The organism is Streptomyces coryli (assembly GCF_011044975.1).
GTDB classification, from domain to species: Bacteria; Actinomycetota; Actinomycetes; order Streptomycetales; family Streptomycetaceae; genus Streptomyces; species Streptomyces coryli.
In genome coordinates, this window is record NZ_JAAKZV010000022.1 from 1 (window position 1) to 20,369 (window position 20,369).

Here is a 20,369-nt window from a genome sequence, read left to right on the forward strand (position 1 = left end):
GCGGGCCGCGCAACCGGAAATCGCGCCAGCCAAGTGGACGCGGCGTTGGACCATGAGCCGATTGGGAACGGGCATGAACCCGTAAGCGGGCTCCGCCCCCTGCCAAGGTGACGTCCAGCCGCTACGATCGCGAGGTGAACCTGGCGACGGAGGACACACCCCGCCCAGGCATACACTCCCGAAAAGGGATTGTGGTCCTGCTCCTAGCATTATTTGGGCTGGTGACCTGGTGGTCTGTAGCCCAACTTGACCGCGCTCCCGAATGTGCCTCGAAGTTCGTCGTCGCGCTGCCAGACAGCGCCAGGGACGTAGAGTGCCGCAGCGGCAGGTGGTCCGTGCAATGGCGTTTTTGGATGCCTACCGACGAGGTCGAGATCTGGTGGGCCGACCAGTCGGACAGTCCACTGAATCTCCAAGACTGGCTCCGGACACACGGAGAGTCACGTGATCACGACGGTAACTTGATCACCACCGGAGGTGTGGAGGCGCATTATCCTGAGGACGAGGGCGGCTCCATCGTGGTCAATCCCAAGGTCGACGGAATGTCAGAGGTGGGCCTCAACTCCTCCTGGAAGTGACGCTACGCTCCCTGCGGTTGGCCGCCACATTGCACAACGACGATCGTGACCAGCTCAGGTCACCGGCAGCGCGGTTGATCGACGACCGTGCGCCGTTTCCGTGGCTGAAGAAGCGCAGAAGGCGCATGTGCTGCTGAATCCGCCTCCCTGTGGCTGATTCCCAATGTCATGGTTCGTTGCCCTGGTGCACCGGAGGCCACGCATGCTTGCTCTCTGTCGATGGCGTGGGCTGGCTGAAGTGGTGGGCCCATCTGAGCGTGCGGTGGTCGGCGCAGTGCTTGTTCGCGTGCGTGCCTTGCAGGCGCTGAGGTGGCTCCGGGTGTGATGCCGTGTGTCGTGGAGCGGAGATTTCTGGATTTCTGTCACGGCTGTCTGAATTTTGAGATTGCTTCTTCTGATGCTTCACACATGTGACTGAGTGTGTGTATGTTGTGACGCCTCCGCGTGGGGAGCGTGGGGGTTTACAGGCTTGTGTGGCCTGTGTGTTGCTCTGGGGAGGGCACGTGCGTATGCGCGGGATGAGTGCTGCCGTTTTGCGGATGGATCGCCGATGGGTGCCGCTGGTGGGGCTCTTGGTGGTCGGCTTGCTGGTCGGGATCCTGCCCGGGCAGGCGCAGGCCGGCGATCTGCCTTCTAAAGCGCCCTCCGCCGGGTCGTCGAAGTCGTCGGCGCCGCAGTCTGCGGCCGTGCCGCAGGCAGAGCCGGAGCCGGAGCAGTCGAAGCGGGCGGCGAAGAAGGCCGCGGCGGCGGAGCCCGTCACCGATGACGCCGTCTACGCCTACGACGCGGCGGGGCGGCTGGTCGGGGTGACGGACCTGCAGGGGGAGACGGCCCGCTACCGGTATGACGAGGCCGGCAATCGGCTGGGGGTGGACCGGTTCGCCTCGTCGAAGCTTTCGGTACTGTCCATGGTGCCGACGCGGGCTGCGGCCGGGTCGAAGGTGACGCTGTCGGGCAGCGGCTTCGCCGCCGCGGCGGGCGACAACACCGTCTCCTTCGGCGGCGGCAAGACCGCCACGGTGACGTCAGCGTCGGCGACGAAGCTGGTGGTCGAGGTCCCGGCCGGGGCCGGGACCGGCAAGATTTCGGTGGCTGCAGGTCTTTCAACCGCCGAGTCGGCCGAGGAGTTCACACTCGCGGCGGGTCCGACGCTGTCCAAGATCGAACCTGCTTCGGGTGGGCCCGGCACCCAGGTGACGCTGACCGGTGCGCACTTCGCTGCCGCCGAGGCCGACAACGTGGTGCGGTTCAACGGCGGCGTGCTGGCCGAGTCGGTGAGCGTCACCGGGTCGTCGTTGACGGTGCGGGTGCCGGTGGGTGCCACGACGGGCCGAATCTCCGTCGAGACGTCGGATGGCAGGGCAACGACGGGCGCGGACTTCACCGTTCCACCGGGGCAGGACGAGGCAGACTTCGAGACGACGGTGCGCACGTCGGTGTCGGACGCCAATCCGCCGTCGGTGCCGGTGACTCAGTCAGGTAAGCGGGCTCGAGTGCTCTTCGACGCCGAGCGCGGTGACGACGTCAATTTCGGCTTTACAGCATTTTCCTTCACCAGTGGCGTGTCCGTGGAGCTAATTGATCCGCAGGGCCGGGTGGTTGCCGACGACGGATATGTGGGTTCGGGCGGTGGCGACTGGGACGCTCGTGATCTGCCCCTGTCGGGAACCTACTCTCTGGTCCTCGACCCTGGCACGAGCAATACCGGCTCGGTCACGGTGACCGTCTCGTCGCCGGTCGGGGGCACGCTGGACTTCACCGCGCCGACTGCCGATGTGGCGCTGACCCGCCCGGGCCAGGAGGGACTGTGGACCTTCGAGGCTGACAAGGGAGAGTCGCTGAGTGCAGCCATCGACACGGCGGGGCTGAAGAGTGCCTCCACGCTGTATCTCTACGGCCCGGACGCACGCGAGGTGGAGGAGGTCTACGTCTCCGGGCAGTCCAACGGTGAGCTGGAGGTCGACTCGCTGCCGCAGGCGGGCCGCTACACGCTGCGGCTTGATCCCTCCGACGGCGGCACCGGGACGGCGAAGCTGACTGCTTCGCATGCCAAGGATGCCGGTCAGTTGGACCCGACAGCTGCACCGACGGAGATAGACATCTCCCGGCCGGGCCAGAACGCCGTCGCGACGTTGTCCGGTGAGGCGGGCAAGCGCCTGTCGCTGGGGGTGAAGGCTTCCTCCACCTTCGATTCGTACACCAACATCACCGTGCGCGGGCCGGATGGCAAGCAGGTCGGCGACTTCATCGTCTCCAGAGACTCCATCGACCAGTGGGACAGCCCGGCCCTGCCCGCTACCGGCACGTACACGGTCTGGATGAACCCCAGTGACAACGGCACCGGAAAACTCACCGTGACGCTGTCGCGGCCGGCGGCCACAGCTGAGCTGACGACCACCGGCGCGGGGGTCAAGGCAGACATCACGCGAACTGGCCAGAACGCCGAGTCAACGTTCAAAGCCTCTGCCGGCGACCAGCTATCGCTCGGGTTCACAGCCAACACCATGGCCCAATTCTTCGACGCCACCGTCTACGCGCCGTCCGGCGCCAAGGTCAAAGCGCTGTCGGTATCGGCGGGCTACTCCGACGTCCTGGCGCTGCCGACGCTGACGGAGACTGGCGAATACCGGGTGGTGCTGGACCCGTACGAGGGGGCCACCGGCGGCGTGCAGCTGACCCTGTCGGCCGATGACAGAGCGGACTTGACGGCCGACCAGGAGGCGAAGACAGCGACCGCCGGCCGGCCCGGACAGCGCATCAGGGCCGAGTTCACCGCGACCGAAGGCGGAACGCTCGGCCTCGGGGCGACCGACAACACGGTGACTGAGGCCGCTGGCGTACGGTTGATCGGCCCCGACGGCGGGACCGGCACATCGCTGGGAAGCCTCTCCGCGCAGTCCGCCGATGCGTTCTACCTGAGTGGCCTGACCGCGGGCGCAAGGTACACGGTGCTGATCACCCCCGAGGAGGCGGCCACCGGCTCAATGAAGCTGTGGTTGTCCAAGCCGGTGGGGCCGATCTCCCTGTCGGCGGGCGAGCCCACCAAGACGGCGGAAATCACGCGTCCCGGGCAGCAGCTGGAGTACACGTTCGACGCCAAGGACGGCGACGGTACTGCGGTCACCTTCGAGGAAACAACGCTGACGGTTTCTTCCTCGCTGAACCACCTGGCTCCGGGCGCCACCGAGACGGAGCGGGTGGGCTCGCTCTCGAGCTCGGCCTCGGAGGCGGATCTGCGGGCGCCGCTGAAGGCCGGCGCTCATCGCCTGCTGGTTCGGCCCAGCGAGCCCACGAGCGGTAAGACGAAGGCCACGCTCACCCCCGATATCGATGGCGGGGCCTTGACGGTGGGTGGTGCAAAGCGCGCCGCCGCTCTGACCGCCAAGGGCCAAAACGCCCAATACACGTTCACCGGAGTCAAGGGACAAAAGCTCACCCTCAACCAGGATGCGCCGCCGGGTGCCTCCTATCTGTCGGTGCGTAATCCCAGCGGCACCTGGTTGATGGACGAGATAAGCCTCAGCGCCAGTGACCTCACCAAAGCGCTGCCCGCGCTGCCTGCGGACGGCACCTATACCCTGACGATCGATCCCACCGCCCTGCGGACCGGCACATACACGGTCGGCCTGACCACCACCGCAGCCAGAGCAACGGGCAACGAGCGCGGCCCGACGCCACGTGCGGACACAAGTGATCCTTCCGCCGCCCCTGAAGCAAAGGACCAGGATGCCAAGCCGGCCGGCGTAGTCCCGACCGGCGCCGACGCCTGGCAGCCCGGCAAAGCGAACCTGTCCGGCCACGACTGGGTGACGCGCCGCGGCGACGCCCCGAAGGGCCCGGCCCGTCTGCGCGCACCGCCCGGCAAGACCGCCCTGACCGGCCATCTACTGAAGCTGAACAGCAAGCCGCTGGCGAAGGCGACCGTCCGGGTCGGTAAGAAGACCGCCAAGACGGACGCCAAGGGCCGCTTCCTACTCGCCGGCATCAGCGCGGACGCGACCACGCTGGTCGTGGACGGCTCCAGCGCAAACATCGGCAAGCGCCAGTACGGCCGTTACGACATCCGCATCCACCCCAAACAGGGCCAGGCCGTCGACCTCGGTTTCCCGGTGTGGATGACACCGCTGGACACCAAGCACACCGTGCGCTTCTCCGCCCCGGCGAAGAAGGAAGTCGTCCTGAAGACCCCGAAGATCCCCGGGCTCGAGGTGCGCATCCCCAAGGGCTCGGTGGTCCGCGACGAGCACGGCAAGCCGATCCGCGAGCTGGGCATCACCGCGATCCCCATCGACCGGCCGCCGTTCCCGCTGCCGAAGAACAGCGTCGTGCCCGTCTACTTCACCGTGCAGCCCGGCGGCACCACCGTCTTCCCCAAGGGCGCCCAGATCATCTACCCCAACTACACCCGCGAAGCTCCCGGCACGCGGGTGGAGTTCCTGGACTACGACCCGAAGAAGAAGGGCTGGCACGTCTACGGCCACGGCAAGGTCAGCAAGGACGGCCGCCAGGTCATCCCCGACAAGAAGACCCGGGTGTGGGCCTTTAACGGGGCGATGTTCAACGTCGACGAATGGCTGCCCTGGGACCTGTCCATCCTCGACGACGTCCTGGACTGGCTCTCCGGCGACCCGGTCGACCTGCAGACCGGACAGCTCACCGACGCCCGCACCGACCTGGGCGTGGACGACCCGCTAGGTGCGGCCGAGGTCACCCGCACCTACTGGCAGGGCGACACCCGCCCACGCGCCTTCGGCATCGGCCGAGACCTGTCCTACAACGTCTTTCTCCACTCCAAGGAGCAGTACAAAGAGGTCGACCTGTACCTGCCCGGTGGGCAGTCGGTGCATTACGTTCGCACCTCACCGGGCACGGGCTACAGCGACGCCGTCTTCGAACCCGCGGGCACTCCATCCGAGTTCAAAGGCACCAAGCTTGTCTGGAACGGCCGCTCTGGCTGGGACCTGAAGTTCCGCGACGGCACCGTGTGGGTGTTCCCGCAGTACGCGCCGCTCAAGGAGATCCGCGACCGGCACGGCAACGCGATCAAGCTGACCCGGGCGGGCAGCGCCAAGGGCGAGATCACCCGGATCAGCTCGCCGGGTGGCCGCTGGATCTCCCTCACCTACGACACCAGCAAGCGCGTCACGGCGGCGAAGGACAACACTGGCCGCACCGTCTCGTACGGCTACGACGCCAAGGGCCGGCTGGAGACGGTCACTGACCCGGCCGGGAAGGTCAGCTCCTACACCTACGACGGCGACTCCAATCGCATCGCCACCGCCAAGGATGCCCGCGGCATCACCTACATGACCAACACGTTCGATACGAACGGGCGGGTCAAGGAACAGACGCTGACCGAGGGCGCGAAGTACAGCTTCGCCTACACCACCACCGGCGACGGCAAGATCACCGCGACGGAGGTCACCCAGCCCGGCGGCGCGGTCCGCAAGGTGGAGTTCGACACCGGTGGCTACGGCACGTCCGACACCGCCGCCTACGGCTCCTCCCTCGAGCGCAAGACCACCTACCAGCGCGGCACGAACCACCGCATCGACGCGGTGATCGATCCGTACGGTCGGCGCACCGAGCTGTCCTACGACGCCAACGGCCACGTCACGTCGGCGACCGAACTGGCCGGCACGGCGGACGCCCGCTCGAGCGGCACCACCGTCTTCGACGGCCCGTACGACCAGCCGACAAAGTCCACCGACGCGCTGGGCAACGCCACCCTGTTCGGTTACGACGCCGACGGCAACCTGAACAAGGTCACCGATCCCGAAGGCCGGAAGACCGACCTCACCTACACCACCGACGGGCAGGTCAAAACCGTCACGGACAACGCGGGCGCGGTGACCGAGTACGGCTACCGCAACGGCGACCTGGTGACCGTCAAGGACGCCGATGGCGGTGTGAGCTCGCGCTTCACCGACGCGGCCGGCCGCCCGACGCAGCTGGCTGACGAGGTCGGCGCAACCACCACCATCACCTACGACAGGCTGAACCAGCCAAAGAAGCTCACCGACCCGCTGGGACACACCACAGACTTCGGCTACGACGACAACGGCAACCTCACCGGCCTGACCGACGCCCGCAACAACACCACCACCTGGGACTACGACCAGGCCGACCGCCCGAAGTCGGCCACCGACCCGCTCGGTGCCCAGGCCACCTTCGGCTACGACACCGCGGGCCGTCTGGAGACGGTCACCAGCCGGGGTGGGCAGATCGCCACCGCCGAGTACGACCTGCTCGGCCGAACAAAGAAGACCCGCTACGGCGTGACCGCAGCTGGCACAGCCGAATCCGAAGTCACCCACACTTACAACGCCGTCGACCTGCTCGAGCAGCTCACCGACACGGAGGCGGGCACCCAAAGCCTCACCTACGACAAGCTCGATCGCACGAAGTCGGTTACCGGACCGACGGGCACCGTCGCCTACGGCTACGACGACGCCGACCGCCGCAAGGAGATGAGCGCGGCCGGGGAGACGACCACCTACGGCTACGACAAGTCCAGCATCCTCAAGTCGGTTACCTCCGGCAGCCAGGAAGTGAGCTTCGGCCTTGATGAGGTTGGCCGGGAGAAGACCGCATCGATGCCCGGCGGCATCACCCGCACCACCGGTTACGACAAGACCGGCACCATCATTTCCCTGGCCTACACCCACGGCACGGACAACACCAAGGTCGGCGAACTCGCCTACACCCGCGATGCCCGCGGCCAGCAGACCCGCCTGACCGGAACCCTGGCTAAAGTCGCCCTACCCCCCGTCGAGTCCGGCACCACGTTCGGCAAGGACAACCGGATCTCCAGCTACGCCGGGCGCACCTTCACCTACGACAAGGACGGCCGGCTCAAGGGCGATGGCATCCGCGACTACACCTACAACGCCCGCGGCCAACTCGCCGCACTGACTAAGTCCGGACAGAACAACTCGTTCACCTACGGGGCCACCGGTGGGCGGATCGGCAAGACGGCGGGCGGGGCGAAAACGAAGTACTTGACCGATGCCACCAACCCAGTGGCAGAGCTCAACGGGGACGGTGAGACGAAGGCAACGGTCACCACCTCCGGCCTGGATCAGTTCCTCACTCGCACCGAAAACGGTGCCACCCAGACCTATCTCACCGACGCCCTCGGTAGTGTCATCGGTCTGGCCAACGCTGATGGCGAGGTCTCTACCACCTACACCTACGACCCCAACGGCGCAGCGACCGCCTCCGGTTCGGCGACATCGAACCCGTACACCTTTACTGGCCGTGAGGATGACGGCACGGGTCTGCTGTACTACCGCAACCGCTACTACGATCCTCAAACCGGCCGCTTCATCTCCCAAGACCCCATCGGCCACGCCGGCGGAACTAACCTTTACCAGTACGCCCTATCGTCCCCCACCACCTACACCGACCCCACCGGCAACAGTCCGATGCTCGCCGGCTGCGTCGCAGGCGGATTGATTGACGGCGGAGCGGACTGGCTCACCCAGCGCCTGTCCGGCCGCAAGGTCAACTGGGGCCAAGTCGGCACCGCCGCCGCCCTCGGCTGCCTGACCGGCATGCTCGGCCCCGGCCTCGGCACCATCGCCAAGGGCAAGCGCGTCAGCAGTTTCTCCACCTGCCCGGTGCGCAACAGCTTCACGGCCGACACCCCGGTCCTGATGGCCGACGGCACGCGCAAACCCATCAAGGACGTCCAGCCCGGCGACAAGGTCAAAGCCACAGATCCGGAAACCGGGGAGACCGGCACCCGCACTGTGACTGCCCACATTGCTGGCAAGGGCGAGAAACACCTGGTCGACGTCACTATCGACATCGATGGGAGCCGTGGTGACAAGACTGCCACGATTACCGCAACCGATGGCCACCCCTTCTGGGTTCCCAGCCTTCAGCGCTGGCTGACCGCCGACGAACTCAAAGCTGGTCAATGGCTCCAGGCCAGCGCTGGCACCTGGGTTCAGATCACCGCCGTACAAGCCCGCACGCGGCAAGCGACAGTCCACAACCTCACCGTCAACGACCTCCACACGTACTATGTGCTGGCTGGGACTGCGCCGGTCCTGGTGCACAACTGTGGAGGCGACCCGAATGCCCGAGGCGGGATCTACACCCTCCGGGATGTGGACGACAATGTTGTTAGGACCGGGCGGACTAATGACCTGCAACGAAGAGAAGGTGAACACGCCCGCGGGGACAGCACCGCTGACTATAGATTCCAGGTCGAATACCGCACGGATGTATACAGGGAGCAGCGTGGGTTGGAGCAAATAGTCTGGATACTTGGCGGTCGCCCAACGCTGCCCGGCGTGAGAAGAACAGCCGGCGTTAATGTTCGGAATCCGAACTACAACAGGTATATGGATGCTGCTGGACAGTTCTTCGCCAAGTGGTATCCAGGGCAAGGTGGTTAGAAATGGCTCGAAAGTTGCCGTACAGCCCAGGGGATATATTTGTCGTTCCCCTTCGCGATCATGGATATGTCCTTGGTGTGGTAGCCAGGGCAAACGGCAAGGGTATCGTGTTGGGTTATTTCTTCGGTCCGCCCATGGAGGCACTCGAAGAATCGCTGGCGGCACGCAAATTTGAGCCGAGCGCAGCGGTTAAGATTGCAAGGTTTGGCGATCTTGGGCTGATTCGGGGGAAATGGGAGATCGTGGGGCGGGTAGAGCCGTGGGAGCCCACCCAGTGGGGAGTTCCTGAATTCTGTAGGGATGGGAGTGTTCGCGTAACTTACGACGACGAATCTCTTGTGATCTGCCGGGAAGAGTCGATTGATTCGAACGACTGTCAGGCCCTTCCGCAGGATGGGCTCGAAGGGGCGGGTTTTGTGGAGATTAAGCTCACGCGTCTCTTCGGAACGTGAGATAGTCAATATTGGATTCTCCTGGTCGCTGGTGAGACGATTCCCTGGGGAACCTGAGCGAAGGTTCGCAGCTCAACAACGTTCCCTTTGTGTTCGTGTAGGTGCAGCGGTGCACGCAGTTGGCGGATCTGATCTGCTGGGGGCTTCGAGCGGTGTCTCGGAGGGGAGGCAATGGCCACTCCACGGGCTCCGTCTGATGCCTGAGGGCGGGACATCCGGATGGTACCTCTGGACCGGCGATCATGATCCGAACGATCCAGATTTCTTCGCACCAATACATGCGAAACACATCTTTGAGGCGCGTTTGGTCGTGGTGCCCTATCTCGGTTTGCCGCCGGGGTGGCGCTTCTTGATCGCGCCGGGCTATGAGGACATTTGGTTCGACCGGGAAGCCCTCGATTCGCCGGGGTAAGGGCATGATTCGGTGCATGTGTATATCCTTCGTGTCATTTATTCTCGGCTCTGCCGTATAAGGATGGATCTGGATGAGGCGACGTGTGGCGCTGAAGTCCACGGCCGCTGCGTTGATGGGTAGTGGAGTGGTTGTGGCTAGCTGCTCCACGATCGCTCGTAGCACGTCGGAACGGGACACGGCGATGCCTGGACAGTTGCGAGACCCAGTGCCACCCGCCCAGGTGCGCATCCTGGTCCTGGACAGCACTCGTCGTGAGCCGGAGCCGGTTGCTGCGCTCCGGCACCTGCTGCGCAGCATTGAGCGCCTGCCGACTTCTGTGGCCGTTGGCGTCGGTATTGGCGCCTCCTGGTTTACCGAAGGGCGCGCCCGTTCCCTGAAACTGGCAGCTATGCCTGGATTCGCCGGGGACGTGCCGGATCCGCGGCACACGCATGGGGATGTGCTGGTGCAGTTTGCAAGTTCACGACAGTCCCCTATTGCCGAGGCGGCAGAATCGCTGCGAGGTGCCATGGGCAGCGGATGGCGGGTGCGGTGGCAGCTTGACGGCTTCCGGCCTGACAACCGCGCGGAGGGTGGCCGCGGGTTGGCACGTAACCCGTTTCACTTCAGCGAGGGCTTCGGTAACCCCGACTCCGAACGTGAGACACGACAGCGCGTGCTTATACGTGCTGATCAAGGGCTACCCGAGTGGTCGGTCGGCGGGAGCTTCCAGGTCGTACGCATCGTCCAGTTGGCCACCGAGTTGTGGGACGCGGATTCCGTGAAGGAACAGGAACAACTCATTGGAAGGCGGCGGGACGGGCGGTGGCTGGACGGAACTCCGGCCGACGAGCGGCCGGACTTCGCCACTGACCCCAAGGGTCGCATGACGCCACTGGACAGTCATGTCCGCCTGGCCGCTCCCAACCGACGCAGGCCACCGCCGATCGTGCGCCGCAGTTACAGCTACGACCGCGGCAACGGTGACACCGGACTGATCTTTTCCTGCTTCCAGCGGGACCTGCGTACAGGATTCGAGGCTGTGCAAAAGCGCTTGGAGCATGAGGCCATGGCCAAATACCTGCTGACCACCGGCGGCGGCTACTTTTTTGTGCCACCTACGAGTCCCGACTGGCTGGAGAAGATCGCCTCGAAGTGAGTGCGGCGACGCGGTGGAGGCGGGTCGGCCGCCTACTCAGTGCGTGGAAGGGGCGCGGGGTGGTGTGACCTCGATTGCGATGTCCAGGGTCTGCCTTCAGCGGGAGTCGCTGGGGGAGGGCTGGTCGTGGTGGTGGGGCGGTGACCAGGGGTGATGTGTTGGTCGTGAAGATGTGCGGGCATCTACCGAAGACGCGTGCATCCGGCCAGTGATCTCGGCTTCGAGTGCGACCTGGGCGCGAAACGACGGTGCGATACTCCCGTCCCTCAGAAGTAGTGGCGCCCAGTGGTCCGCTTTGGGCAGCATGGCTGTGGGGTTGGGGTCGTCGAGGGGGTGATTCGTTATGGAGCCCGGGGAGAGATGGGCACACCGGAAGTCTCCCTACAGCGGCCCGGTCAGTGAGGTGGAGATCCTCAAGATCGGCACGCAGCGGCCACGTCGCATCAAGGTGCGTTTCGCAGCGGAGGAGGCCGAAGGGGAGGAAGCCTGGGTGCCGCCGGCCTCGCTCCGCGTGCCGTGGGGGCAGCACGATGCGTGGCTGGCAGGCCAGCGCAGGTGGGACGAGCTCACCAGTGACGGGCCGGTCCACGGGGACGCGGAGTTCGAAGCGGCGTCGTGGGTCTTCGACCAGTGCACCTCCCTGGAGGGGGTGGCGTCGATGGGCTGGAACTACCGGGAGCGGGGTGTCCTCTACGTCGCCGATCTCCCCGCCCTGGCCGCAATGATCGATGTCTCCGACGAGTTCTTTGCAAGAGATCCGCGCGCCTTTCGCGGCAATGACGGCACCGTGGCCGACGTGCCTGGAAGTTGCGCGGCTGCTTGCGCGAGTGCACGCCGACGCGTTCGTCGCTGAACTGGCCAAGGAGGAGGAGAAGGCGCGACACCGGGCGGTGTACGGCGAGTATTACCGCGGCCGCGGTAGATCTCCGGGGCACCACATCGAGCCCGAGATTTGCGCTGAGGTGGACAAGGAGTTCAAGCCGGGACGCGATCTGGTGCGAAAGTGGTGCGGGACGGAAGCCGTGGAGGCGTTCGAGGAGCTCAAGGAATTACGCACGGAAGTGGTCCGTATCGGAAAGCTCATGGAGGAAGCGATCCAGGCCCTGCGGACGGCTGGGCATGACCGGATCGCCGAAGGGTTCGAGCGTCGGCTCGGCGTGCCGATGGAGCTGCTGCAGCACGCGTCCACCGACGACACCGGAGCATAAGAAGCCGCATGCCACCGCTTGTCGAATGGGGTGGGACAACCTCATGCCACGTCCGATCCGCTTGAACGACCACCAACGGACCGTGCTTCGCCGGATCTGCGACGGTTCGGCTCCCGTCACATCGAAAGACTCGTCGCTCGCCACCACCGTTTACGCCCTCCGCAACCGTGGGCTGGTCGCCACCACCCGGGCCAACGGGATGTGGACCGCTAGCGCAACCGCGGCCGGCATGCAGTACCTGGCCCAGGAGGAGCCACCCAGCGCTGCAGCGGCCCGGCCCGCAGCGCATGAGCAAGCTCGCCGGCTGATTGCTGACGTGCAGAATGCGGGGGGAGCGTTGAGGATCACAGATCCGAGCCCTGCCGAACGGGCTCGCCTGCGACGAACCATTCATGCGGTGAAGGCCTGCCACGCGGTGCCGGAAGGACACCGTCTGCAGTACACCGGGCGCGATCGCGGAGACGTCGTGATACGGCTGCTGACCGGACCACCCGCGACACACCACAGACCACCGACTGACCCTGTTGCCGTCCCCGAGACTGTTTCACTCTCGGACCTTCACCCCGCGGCTCGCAGCGCGCCTTTACGGGTGTGTTCGGCGTGCGGCAACCGTGCGCGCAGACTTCTGCATGCGCTGTGCACAGCAGGGTCTGCTGCACGCATAGGTGACAGATGATCACGCCGCCATGCTGGGTGCGTTGGCTTGGCTGCGGGCGCACCCGGTCCAGGGCGACGGTCAGTAACTGATCGCGCCCGAAGAGCGGGCGTGCGGGAGGAAGGCGGGCGATGACACAGCGGGAGACTTGGAGCGATGCCTCGGCAGGGATGCCATGGGGCCGGCCGGCGGAGGATACGGCTTCGGCTCCGCCCCCGGTGACCGTGGCCTGGCTCGGTAGGACCTCGACCGAGGACGCGCAGGATCCGACGTTGTCGCTGCCGCGGCAGCTGCGCAACTCGCGGGCCGCATTGCCAGCGAACTGGACGATCGTCGCGCACTTTTACGATGTCGAGTCCGGCCGAAAGGACCTGGAGGCCCGGGGGCACGGTACGGCCCACGAGCAGTTCAATATCCCCATCCCGCGCGACGGCGGCATCGCGGACCTGCTGGCGGAGGCCAAGCAGTCGGAGCGCCGGTTTGATGCGGTGATCTGTGAGTCGATCGAGCGGGTTGCGCGCCGTACCTATTTCGGAACGAAGGTCGAGTACGACCTTGAGCGGCATGGCGTGCGGCTGTGCGCTGCGGACGAGCCGATCCTGACCGAGAAGCGTGCGAAGCGGGCCACGCCGATCCTCACCCGTCGGGTGAAGCAGGCGGTCTCCGAGTGGTACGTGACGCAGATGCTGGAGCTGGCCTGGGACGGCTGGGTCGAGCACACCGAGCAGGGCTGGAACATCGGGAAGCCGCCGTACGGTTACCTCGCTGACCGAGTTCCGCACCCCGTGCCGGCGAAGCGGGAGCAGGGCGCCAGCAAACACCGTCTGAAACCGGACCCCGCACGCGGCCCGGTGGTCGCCGAGATCTTCCGGCTGCGGGTAGTGGAGCAGCTGTCCTACCGGCGCATCGCCGATCGACTCAACACCGACCCGCAGTCGTTCCCGCCGCCGCTCCCGAACCGGCGGGACACCGCCTCCGGGCGATGGACGGCTGCCGGGGTGCGCTCGATCCTGGAGAACCCTAAGTACACCGGCTATCAGGTCTGGAATCGCAAAGCACGCAAGACCAAGGGCAACAAGGCCAATCCGATCAGCGAGTGGGTGTGGTCCACTCGTCCCACCCACGAGCCGCTGATCACCAAGGGGATGTTCGACGCCGCATGGGGCGGCCGGGCCACCCATCCCGGCGCTCGTCCTGCCCGTCCCGCCCAGGTGGGCCGCGAAGGCCGCTCCGCTGACCGCTCCTATCTGCTGCGGAGCTATCTCGTCTGCGCCCTGTGCGGTCACCGGATGTACGGCAAGCAGAGCAAGGGCCGGGCGTACTACGCCTGCCAACCCAAGCGGGATCACCACGAGAGTGCCGACTGGTACGCCGCCCACCCCAAAGACGTGTGGATCGGCGAGCGCGTGGTGGTGGAAGCGGTGCACGCCTTCTTCGTCCAGCGAATCTTCGGCCCCGACCGTCATGCTGCTCTCCAACAGGAGCTCCAGGCCGACCGGCAGCCCACTGCCGTCCCGCACCGAGAAGCCGAGGCCCTGCGCGCCGAGGCCGAGAGACTGACCTGCGCCAAGGAACGCCTGCTCGACCAGCTCGTCACCGAGGACGACGCAGATGGCGACCCCGCCACCGCCGCCGAATTCCGCCGTGGCATCCGCCGCCGGTACGACGCGCTGGAAACCCAGCGCCGCGACGCTCTTGCCCGCCTGGACGAGCTGCAGCCGGCGCCTGGTGGAGGCCAGGGGGCCGCCGGCGATGCCGCCCTGCTCGATGCGCTCCCGCAGCTGTCGCTCCGCTATCGAGACCTGCCGACCTCGATCCAGCGCCAGATCTACGACGCCTTCCAGCTCCGCGTCCGCTACGACTGCCGCAACCGCGGCGTAGAGATCCAGGCCACCATCCGCGCCGCGGTGCTGGACGATCTGGCGGCCATCGCCCGCCGAGCCGCCGAGACGGCTGGCAGCGATCAAGCCGCTGACCAGCCCTTGGGAGAGCGCCCACGGCAGGGCGCTTCGCAGAAGGATGCCGGGGTTGAGCAGGGGCAGGGCTTTGGCCGGCTGGTGATCAGCGGGGCTTTCGAACCGATGAGGGCTGGGCGATGGGGGTGATGTCTCCGGGTGCCTCGTCCGTTGACGGCCTGCTCGTCCTGGCCGACCGTCGGGCTGCTCCGGCTGGATGGTGCTGCCGGGCGGCGGGAGCGGTGCGTGGTCTGGGTGGCGTTTCTGCTGGGCATTGTGGTGTCTTTGGCCGCGAATATTGCGGCTGCTCCCGTGCTGGCCTGGCGCCCTGTGCTGGTGGCGGAGTGGCCGCCGGTGGCACTCCTTCTGTCTGTCGAGTTGCTGCTCCACCGGCGTGGGGCGCGGGGCCTCTTGCAGGCTGAGTCCGCCGGCGGGGAATTTGCGGATGATCCGTTGCTGGAACGTGCGGTGCGGGAGGATGCGCGGCACCGTGAGGCCCACGACCGTCCGATCTCGGCGGAACGACTGCGCAAGGATTTGCGCATTGGTGCGGCCAGGTCCAGGCACCTCGTGGCCCGGGTGCGAGCTCATGACAACGATCATTGGAACGGCAAGGGGCGACCACCGACCTGACTGCAGCACTGGTTCGGATCCCCAACGGGATTCGAACTCGCTCCGGCGGCAGGGCCCGCGGCCCGGCGCAGCTTCGGCAGGACGTCCGGTACGGCCTGCTGGTCCGCCAGCAGGGTCCCGCAGAAGATCCACATGATCGCGAGGCGCTCTAGCCGCTCGCCGGTGCTGAGGTAGGGGTACGCGTCCAGCCCGTCGTCGTCGGCGCCCTGCGTTGCGGCGTCTTGCGCTGCGCAGGGTGCGGGTGCCTCCACGCATGCGAGATTACGTGGCGCGTTCGCCCGCCACCGGTGGGTGACTGAAAATGCCCCCGGGCCCCTGCTCGGCCGGGCTCTGCTCCCGTCCACAAACCGGTTCCGGCCGCTCCCTGTCGCGATAGGCTCGACCAGGCACTTTTGCATCGTGGTCCGTGATGAGAGCCTGGGGAGGCCGGACGGTGACAGCTCAGTCAGGGTCGTCGGCACCGAGGCCGGGTGTGCCCAAGCCGGGCCCGCCCCGCCCGGCCCGGCAGTGGTTCCAGGAGCGTCCCTCGCCGTACCCATGGGAGCAGGACGCGCTGGACCATGTGCGGGAGCTCATGCCGCAGGCCGAGCCGTTCCGTGCCTGGGCCACGTTCTCCTTCACCGCGATGTCCGGTCGCGTCAACGAGTGCGATCTGCTGGTCGCCGTTCCCGCCGGCCTCTTCCTCATCGAGCTCAAGGGTCATCCAGGGCAGCTCCGTAACACCGGGTCGACCTGGAACTTCCAGGGGCCCGACCGCATGCGGACGATCAACAACCCGCTGCACCTGACCGACCTGAAGTCGAAGGAGCTGAAGAGCCAGCTCCTGTGGGCGGCTCGCAAGCTGGGCCTGTCCGAGCGGATGGTTCCGCGCGTCGAGCCCGCCGTGTTCCTGTCATCGCCCGACCTGGAAAGCCGTCTGGACGAGGTCCAGCAGATCAAGGTCTACGGCCGGGACGACGGCGGCAGCGGCCTGAAGCGGATCTGGCAGGACTTCCTCGGGCTGCCTCCCGACCGTCCCGACCGGCGTATCACGCCGGAGTTCTCGCGGCACACCCTGCCGGAGCTGCTCAGGACGATCGGGATCCGCCAGTCCACGGCCCACCTCCGCTTCGGCGACGCCTGGAAGATGGAGCCGCATCCGCTTGACGCCGGACCCTCCTGGGAGGACCGCTTGGCCGTCCGGGACGACGGCCTTGTCCAGGAGGAAGGCCGGGTCCGTATCTACCTGGTGAGCCAGAAGGCGACGGAGGCGGCCCGCCGAGCCACCGATCGCGCCGCGCGCCGCGAGTACCAGGTGTTGCAGGGCATCACCCACCGCGGCATCGTCGACGCGCTCGATTTCCGCGAGCACCAGGGCGGGCCGGCGATCCTCTTCCGCCACCGGCACGGCGATCTCCGCCTCGACCAGTACCTGGACACCTACGGCGGCAGGCTCACGCCCGAGGTCCGCATGGACCTGGTCCGGCAGCTCGCCGAGGCGGCCCGCTATGCGCACAACCGCTCCCTTTACCACCGGGCGCTCGCTGCCCGGTCCGTCTACGTGTCGTTCCGGGCCGAAGGGGCGGCTCCCGAGCTGCGGATCACCGACTGGCAGACCGCGGCACGGGACTTCGACAGCAATGCCACCTTCTTCCGCTCCATCGGCGGCTCCGCCCTCGACGCCGCCCTGATCGAGGACGCGGCCCGCGTCTACCTCGCCCCCGAGTCGGAGCAGCCGTACGCCGACCCCGCCGACCTGGACATCTTCGGCCTCGGCGCGGTCGCCTACCTGATCCTCACCGGCCGCCCACCGGCCACTCAGCGCAGCGACCTGGCCGAACGGCTCCGCAGTGACGGCGGCCTGCGCCTTTTCGCGGTGACCGACGGCCTGCCCGACACACTCGACGACCTGGTCTTCCGGGCGACCCGCGCCGACGTCAACGAGCGGCTCGGCTCGGCCGAGGCGTTCTTGGACCTGCTGGACGAGGCGGAACGCGCCAGCATCCTCCCGGATTCACCGGCGGCGGCCTGCGTCGACCCGCTCGAAGCGGCACCCGGCCAGTCGCTCGACGCCGAGTGGACGGTACGCCGTGTCCTCGGTACCGGTGCCACGGCGCGCGCTCTGCTCGTGGAGCGGGCCACCGAGGACGAGGACGGCCGCACCCAGATCGATGAGCACGTCTTCAAGGTCGCCCTCGACGAGGAGAAGGCGGGGCGGCTGCGCGCCGAGGAACGGGCACTGCGCAAGATCGGCGGCGGTTCCGTCGTCCGGCTGCGCGGAGACGGGCTGCGGGAGCTCGGCGGGCGGACCGTGCTGGAGCTGGAGTACTCCGGTGCGCAGTCGCTCGGCGAGCGACTGCGCGGCAAGGGGCGGCTCACTTATCACGAGTTGGAGCGTTTCGCGGACGACCTGTTCCACGCCTTGGACCAGCTCGCCGGGCAAGGCGTGCGCCACCGCGACATCAAACCGGACAACTTCGGCATCCAGCGCCGCAAAGACCGTACCTGGCAGCTCAAGCTGTTCGACTTCTCCCTGACGGACGCCTCCGACCGGGACGTGAAGGCGGGAACGCGCGGCTACCTCGACCCGTTCCTCGGCTCGATGCGTCGCGCCCATTACGACGACCACGCGGAGCGATACGCAGCCGCCGTCACCCTCCACGAGATGGCGAGCGGCGAGCGCCCGCTGTGGGGTGAGGGGCAGCTCGACCCGCTGACCAACGATTCGGCCGAACTCCACGTCGCCACCGAGCTGTTCGAGCCCGCGCTGCGTGAGGGGCTCACCGCCTTCTTCCACTGCGCGCTGCACCGCGACACCGAGCAGCGCTTCGACACGCTGCGGCAGATGTGGGACGCCTGGCGGGCGGTGTTCCGCGTGGCCGACGCGACCGCGCCGGCCACGACCCCCTCCACTGTGGGCACCTCGTCCGACGACCCGGAGAAGGCCCGCGACTGGGCCGCCGCGGCGGCCGACGTGAAGACGCCGCTGGACGCCGCCGGCCTGTCCCCGCGTGCCGTGTCGGTGGCCGGCCAACTGGGGGCGACGACGGTCGGGGAGCTGCTGGACATCCAGCCGTACGCCATCTCCAAGGCACGCGGCGCGGGCGCCCTCGTCCGTAAGGAACTCAACCGGCGCCGCAAACAGTGGTCGGCGCTGCGCCCGGCGGCGCCGTACGCACCCCGCCGCCCGACGCAGGACGGCACCGACGGCGCTGCCCCGCAGCCCACCCCCGGCGTCGGCGTCGGCGAGCCCAGCATCCTGTCGATAGACGACATGGCAGCGCTCCTCGCCCCCGAGACGGGCCGCAGAGGTTCCCACCGTGCCGACGTCGTACGCCTCACTCTGGGGCTGCCGCCGGACACCGGCGGGCTCTCCCCGCTCGGCGCCTGGCCCGTGCAGGCCCGGATCGCCGACCACCTGGGCATCAAGCAGACCTCCGTCTCCCGGCATCACCGGGGCGAGATCCGCAGGTGGGCGGAGGCCGACTGGCTGGACCCGGTCCGCACCGAGCTGGCCGAGATCCTCCAGTCCGTCGGCCGGGTGATGACCGACGACGAGGCCGCGGCTGAACTCCGGGCTCGCCACGGTGCCGGCTCGGACACACCCGAGCGAACGCTGGCCAGGTCTCTCGCCGTGGTCCGCGCCGCCGCCGACGCGGAAACCACGGAACGCCCCGACGAGGGCCCCGCCGGGCAGCACGAGCCTCGCTTCGCCGTGCACCGGCGCGGCGAGACGGTCCTGCTCGCCGCCGAGTCCCTGCCGGGCACGGACGACCCCAGCCCGCGGGAGCTGGCGGACTACGCGGCGCTCCTCGCCCAGGCCGCCGAACGGCTGGCACGACAGGACCCGCTGCCGGGCCACGGCGAGGTCCTGCGCGTTCTGCGAGCCGTGCCCGCCCCTGACGGGCTCGCCCCGCTCGCCGACACCCGCCTGGTGTCCCTGGCCGCCGCGGCGGCTCCCGGCGTCGCGGCCACGCCCCGGCTGGAGCTGTACCCGCGCGACCTGAGCCTGGGACGGGCGCTGCGCATCTCCCAGGCGGGTGCCGGCGTGCGCCGGGACAGGGGTGTCACGGTCGCCGAGCTGGTGGCGCGGCTGCGCGCCCGGTTCCCGGGACTGGATCTGGTGTCGGGCTCCCGGGAACCCACTCATGTGGAACTCCTGGACGCTCTCGAAGGGGCGCGCTTCGACCTCGTGTACGACGACGAGGCCGAGAAGTTCTTCCCCCGGGCACCGGAGTCGACGGGCACCTGGAGTTCCAACGGCGCCTTCACTAGCTACCAGCCGCCCACCCCGGTCACCCGGGCCGACCGGGAGGACCCGCACGGCCCGCTGCGGGAACGGCTCACCACCGTGGCGGACCGGGGCGGCTTCCTCGCCCTCACGGTGAAGCCGAACGCGTTCGCGGGAGCGGCGGAGACCGTGGCAGCCGCCTTCCCGGTCGAGGCGGTCGATCTGTCGGACGTGTTCCTCACAGCCTTCCGCGCCTTGGCCGAGGAGAAGGGCCAGGACTGGCGGAAGGTCCTGCGCGCCGACAGCCTCTCCACGCCCGGCAGCATCAAGCCAGGGCTGGCGTCCTTCGTCCGGGTGGTCTGGCAACGCGTGGAGGAGGCGGTCCTCGCCCGCGCCGACGCGCCGCGTATCGTGCTGTTCCTCCACGACGTCGGCCTGGTCGCCCGCTACTGGGAGGAGGGCGGCCACGCCTTCCTGGTCCGGCTCCAGAACGCAGCCCGCCGCCCTGCCGACACGCCGCACGGCCTGTGGCTGCTGTGCGCGGTCGAGACACGCGCGCAGGAGCCGAAGCTGGATGGCCGGACGGTGGAGGTGATCGGCGGCGACGGCGAACGGGCGCACCTGGACGCGGAGTTCCTGGACTCGCTGCGGGTTCCGGCCGGGACGGGCTGAGTGTCAGCGGAGGGCTCCGGTCGATGTGTCTGTCAAAGTCGGCAG

At 67.6% G+C, this 20,369-nt stretch carries 10 protein-coding genes; all 10 read left to right on the top strand.

Annotated elements, in window-relative coordinates; genetic code table 11:
- Window positions 1-353: 353 nt before the first annotated feature.
- The 10 genes from G5C51_RS08015 (at window position 354) to pglW (ending at window position 20,324) form a co-directional block, all read left to right on the top strand.
- Complete coding sequence (locus G5C51_RS08015; protein WP_165234015.1) at window positions 354-578, top strand: hypothetical protein; 225 nt, start codon at window positions 354-356, stop codon at window positions 576-578.
- A 509-nt stretch (window positions 579-1,087) separates the two neighbouring features.
- On the top strand, window positions 1,088-8,986 hold the full coding sequence (locus G5C51_RS08020) for an RHS repeat-associated core domain-containing protein (RefSeq protein ID WP_165234024.1): 7,899 nt from the start codon (window positions 1,088-1,090) through the stop codon (window positions 8,984-8,986).
- A 2-nt stretch (window positions 8,987-8,988) separates the two neighbouring features.
- Window positions 8,989-9,438, top strand: coding sequence for an Imm26 family immunity protein (locus G5C51_RS08025; RefSeq protein WP_165234027.1), 450 nt, complete (start codon window positions 8,989-8,991; stop codon window positions 9,436-9,438).
- A complete protein-coding gene (locus G5C51_RS44250; protein WP_420824788.1) occupies window positions 9,380-9,850 on the top strand; it encodes an immunity protein Imm33 domain-containing protein in 471 nt (156 codons plus the stop codon). The genes G5C51_RS08025 and G5C51_RS44250 overlap by 59 nt, the downstream gene beginning before the upstream one ends.
- A gap of 223 nt (window positions 9,851-10,073) precedes the next feature.
- Window positions 10,074-10,991: a Dyp-type peroxidase gene (locus G5C51_RS08030; RefSeq protein WP_338118053.1), complete on the top strand. Its 918-nt coding sequence runs from the start codon at window positions 10,074-10,076 to the stop codon at window positions 10,989-10,991.
- A gap of 403 nt (window positions 10,992-11,394) precedes the next feature.
- The gene (locus G5C51_RS08035; protein WP_165234030.1) at window positions 11,395-11,844 is read left to right on the top strand and encodes a hypothetical protein; all 450 of its coding nucleotides are present in this window, start codon (window positions 11,395-11,397) and stop codon (window positions 11,842-11,844) included.
- The gene (locus G5C51_RS08040) at window positions 11,819-12,199 is read left to right on the top strand and encodes a hypothetical protein (RefSeq protein ID WP_165234032.1); all 381 of its coding nucleotides are present in this window, start codon (window positions 11,819-11,821) and stop codon (window positions 12,197-12,199) included. The genes G5C51_RS08035 and G5C51_RS08040 overlap by 26 nt, the downstream gene beginning before the upstream one ends.
- Window positions 12,200-13,072: 873 nt before the next feature.
- The gene (locus G5C51_RS08045; protein ID WP_338118054.1) at window positions 13,073-14,959 is read left to right on the top strand and encodes a recombinase family protein; all 1,887 of its coding nucleotides are present in this window, start codon (window positions 13,073-13,075) and stop codon (window positions 14,957-14,959) included.
- A 96-nt stretch (window positions 14,960-15,055) separates the two neighbouring features.
- Window positions 15,056-15,442 carry a hypothetical protein gene (locus G5C51_RS42485; protein WP_206313584.1) on the top strand — a complete coding sequence of 129 codons (387 nt, stop codon included), beginning with the start codon at window positions 15,056-15,058 and terminating at the stop codon, window positions 15,440-15,442.
- A gap of 472 nt (window positions 15,443-15,914) precedes the next feature.
- Window positions 15,915-20,324 (top strand): BREX system serine/threonine kinase PglW, encoded by a 4,410-nt coding sequence (gene pglW / locus G5C51_RS08055; RefSeq protein WP_338118055.1) that lies wholly within the window; start codon window positions 15,915-15,917, stop codon window positions 20,322-20,324.
- Window positions 20,325-20,369: the final 45 nt, after the last annotated feature.

Coding starts and splice junctions, on each gene's coding strand:
- G5C51_RS08015 (WP_165234015.1), top strand. CDS start 354: ATGCCTACCGACGAGGTCGAGATCTGGTGGGCCGACCAGTCGGACAGT.
- G5C51_RS08020 (WP_165234024.1), top strand. CDS start 1,088: ATGCGCGGGATGAGTGCTGCCGTTTTGCGGATGGATCGCCGATGGGTG.
- G5C51_RS08025 (WP_165234027.1), top strand. CDS start 8,989: ATGGCTCGAAAGTTGCCGTACAGCCCAGGGGATATATTTGTCGTTCCC.
- G5C51_RS44250 (WP_420824788.1), top strand. CDS start 9,380: ATGGGCTCGAAGGGGCGGGTTTTGTGGAGATTAAGCTCACGCGTCTCT.